This is a genomic window from Parageobacillus thermantarcticus, assembly GCF_900111865.1.
In the GTDB taxonomy this organism is placed as follows: domain Bacteria; phylum Bacillota; class Bacilli; order Bacillales; family Anoxybacillaceae; genus Parageobacillus; species Parageobacillus thermantarcticus.
Genome location: NZ_FOJS01000089.1, coordinates 1 through 3681, shown reverse-complemented (window position 1 = coordinate 3681; position 3681 = coordinate 1). Strand labels below are relative to the sequence as shown.

Annotated in this window: 3 protein-coding genes and 1 pseudogene; 1 reads left to right on the top strand and 3 read right to left on the bottom strand. The window is 44.4% G+C overall.

All coding sequences use genetic code 11. From position 1 onward, the window contains the following. Window positions 1–209: LysR family transcriptional regulator (locus BM278_RS18020; RefSeq protein ID WP_143093495.1), on the bottom strand; the 209-nt coding region annotated here is incomplete at its 3' end. A gap of 151 nt (window positions 210–360) precedes the next feature. Here BM278_RS18020 and BM278_RS18015 point away from each other — a divergent pair. Next, complete coding sequence (locus BM278_RS18015; RefSeq protein ID WP_013878225.1) at window positions 361–1542, top strand: MFS transporter; 1182 nt, start codon at window positions 361–363, stop codon at window positions 1540–1542. 908 nt (window positions 1543–2450) lie between these two features. On the opposite strand, the pseudogene BM278_RS18010 reads toward BM278_RS18015, so the two are convergent. Together BM278_RS18010 and BM278_RS19540 are read right to left on the bottom strand one after the other, a co-directional pair. Next, window positions 2451–3286: pseudogene (locus tag BM278_RS18010) on the bottom strand (IS256 family transposase). 8 nt (window positions 3287–3294) lie between these two features. Further along, window positions 3295–3426 carry a hypothetical protein gene (locus BM278_RS19540; RefSeq protein ID WP_279625780.1) on the bottom strand — a complete coding sequence of 44 codons (132 nt, stop codon included), beginning with the start codon at window positions 3424–3426 and terminating at the stop codon, window positions 3295–3297. Window positions 3427–3681: the final 255 nt, after the last annotated feature.

The window sequence follows — 3681 nt, the reverse complement described above, 5'->3', positions numbered from 1 at the left end:
TGATAAGCTTTTTCTAAAAACACTTGTCCTTCTTTTGTTAACTCTACCTTCCTTTTCGTTCGATGGAAAAGCCGTACCCCTATTTCTTCCTCTAATTGGCGAATTTGAAGACTTAATGGTGGCTGTGCCATATTTAAACGAGCTGCCGCTTTACCAAAATGTAATTCTTCAGCTACTGTTATGAAATATTTCAAATGACGCAATTCCAACGCGTTACCTCTCCTTTTTAGTACTTATTATATATTAATATCATTACAAATATATATTAGACATATTACAATAGACTTTGTAAAGTAGAAAGTAGAAAATGGAAGGATTCTTCTATAACGAATAATTCCGTGAAAATGGAGGGAGGTTATCATGCGAAAAGTCTTTCTTCTCACGATAGGTATGTTCGCTCTTGGGTTTGATGCCTATGTGATAGCTGGTTTGTTGCCGAATATGGGGGCAACGTTCAAAATAAGCGCCTCACAAACGGGGCAAGCAGTCAGCGTCTTCACATTTTGTTATGCACTGGCAGCTCCAATTTTTGCGACATTGTTGGCTGGAAAGCCAATGCGCAGGATTTTAGTACTGGCACTTGCTGTATTCTCATTAGGCAATGGAGCTAGTGCACTAGCCTCGAGTTTCTCCATGCTGCTTATGGCTCGTGCCATTGCAGGTATCGGAGCCGGACTTTATTCCCCATTGGCCGCTGCAGCTGCTGCATCCCTTGTTCCTATGCAGAAACGCGGCCGTGCTCTTGGTATGACGTTAGGCGGCATGAGCACGGGGACGGTCGTAGGGGTTCCACTTGGATTGATCATTGCTGAACATCTAGATTGGCACGCAACTCTCTGGTTCATCACTGCACTAGGTCTTATCGCCATGATAGGAATTGTCATATGGTTTCCAAGTTTTCCAGCTTCGGCGCCACCATCACTACGCCAACGTGTTGCCATGATGACCAATGGACGGGTTGCAGCAATTGTTGGCATTACTTTTATGACCAGTGTTGCCAGCTTGGGTCTCTATACATATATCGCAACCATTTTGAATAATCTGGCAGACATTCCTAGCGTTACACCTTATCTTTGGGCATGGGGCATTGGTGGCACAGTCGGGAGCTTTTCCATTGGCACTTTGATTGACCGAACGGGACGACCAGACTTGCTTATGGCTGGCATTTTAGCCATAATGGCTTTAGCCATGTTCAGCTTACCATTCGTACTTCCACTTTCGATACTATCATTCCTGCCTTTCATTCTATGGGGGGCGATGGGTTGGGGCTCTCAAGCCCCGCAACAACATGAATTACTTCGCTTACAACCTAATCATGGCGCAGCAGTCGTTGCTTTAAACAGTTCCGCTAATTATTTAGGTAGTGCGATAGGTTCCGCTCTTGGGGGGATTGTGATGCTAGCCGGATTGGCACCTTCCCGACTTCCGTTTGCTGCCGGTTGTCTAGTATTAGTGACCTTACTGGGACAATGGGCGGTCGTGTCGAGCAAGGGGAATTATGGGAAGGTAAGAAAGAACAAGGGAAATCAAACAGAATTATGATAGAAAAAGACTACCTCGAAAAAAGAGGTGGTTTTTTCTTCGTTTTCTAGGAAGCAGCACCGTATCATTCATGTGTTTTTTAGGGTATGACACTTGCACTATTTTATTTGATCTCCTTTTTTTCTATGGTTTTGATTCGAGCGTTGAAAAGTAATAAATTCGCTGACGGCTTGCGGGAAGTTCAATGACTTATAGTGAGTAGAAAGCTTTGCTTTCGTACTCATTCATTGTTAGCCGACTTGGCTTCCCAAAGCCGTCCGAAGAGCGCAGACCCTTTATACGTTTAACAAACAAAAATTATATTGGTGTGAGGCAAAGGAAGGAGCGTTCTCGGGAAGGAGGCAAAAATAGAACATATTTTTTTAGATTAAGTATATAAGTTGAAATTTTGTTTTACATCCAGCTGATCACTCGCCACGTTATATCATATCGACTTGTATTGAGATGAAAACGGAAACGAAAAATCGGAAATTCTTTGTTGCAACTTATATAGTTCCGTTTTGTGGAGAAAATCTTAAATTAACATAATGAATCACACGATAATCCGCATTAAAAATCACTAGTAATAGCTTGAAGAAAATCTGTCCTCAAGCTTTAAATTTTGGTCAAGTCCAAATTATTGTGTAAATTCCCCATTGATAGATACCGTGGACCTAATGACTTGACGTATGGTTAGGTAAGTCCGGCAAGTCTCCCTGCCGGTCGCCTTCCAGACAAAATATCATGTTGTCAAGGAACAAGCGTATCAAGGAGCTTTCGAGGCATATCCTCGCTTCGCTTCGGTATTCCACGTTCTCCTTGACACGGCGAAGAGATTATCCCACTCTCTTGATCGCCGGAACTTCTTGATTCATAGATCGTGCTTCTTGCTCTTTCACCGATTACCGATTCGGAAAGATGCGGATGACTCATTCTCTGCAGCGGATTTCTTCGTTTAGCCGTTCCACGCCGTTTGTTGTGCACAGGCGCCGCCGGTAACGGTTCGGATAGTCCAATACGGCGGTGGCGTCTTCGAATCCCTCTTCAAGGATTTGCATGGCTTTTGGCGCTTTCTCTTCCCATTTAGCCAGCACTTGTTCCAATAGCAGCTGGGCCGTTTGCTTGTTTGGGGCATGAAGAATCCCGCGAATCTCCTCCAGCAAGGCATCCTGCATATACTTTGGTGCGGCATCGAGGATATTGCGAATAAAGTGCGTTTGGCATCGCTGCCATGTAGAGCCTTGGAAATGCTTTTCAATGGCTTGCACAAGCCCGCCGTGCTGATCAGAGATGATCAAGTCCACTCCCCAGAGTCCCCGATGTTTCAGTCATCCGAAAAACTCGCTCAAGCTGGACTCCGATTCGCTGTTTCTGATTTGCAGGCCGATAATTTCCCGATATCCTTTTTCATTCACTCCAGTGGTAATCAGGACCGCTCTGAAGAGTACTCGTCCATTCTCCCAGACTTTCGTGTAATGGCATCCATCAGTACAAACGGATACACGTGTTCATGCAGAAAGCGGCTATTCTGGTCTTGGATGATTGGGTTCATCCCTTTGCACAGCAAGGAGACGGTGAACTTAGAAAACGAAGTTCCGCACACCCCCTCCGTAACGTGGGGCACTTTTCGAGTTGACACCCCGTTGACCACCATTTCCATCAACGCCAGCACCAGAGCTTATTCACTCCGTTGGTAGCGTTGAAACAGTTCGGTGGAAAACTCCCCATCTCTTGTCTGGAGAACACGGAGGGTTAACCGTTCCAACCGAGTAGTCAACTGACGGGGATAAGAATCGTTTCAATATCCTTTTCGTTTTTCGGTGTACTCATAACGGCGTGACCCAGTTGTTCCTCCATTTGTGCTTGAAGGATTTGATTCGGGATTTGTTCCAGCAGTTTTGCCAATCCCTCATCTCTTGTTAATATCCGTGTAAAAATACGTTATTTACGGTAATATGGTATTGAGCCATCGTTGCATTCCTCCTTTTGAATATGGTTTTGGTTAACTATTATTCTATCAAAGGAGGACAACATGGCTTTTTTGTGCTTTCTTTTTTTACAAAATTATGGTTCATCACCAAAAGATGTACTTGCATCTATCATTGAAGTGTGGCAGCCGTTTCTAGCCGAACTCGCAATGCAAATCTTTGGATATTTCTG

Coding starts and splice junctions, on each gene's coding strand:
- BM278_RS18015 (WP_013878225.1), top strand. CDS start 361: ATGCGAAAAGTCTTTCTTCTCACGATAGGTATGTTCGCTCTTGGGTTT.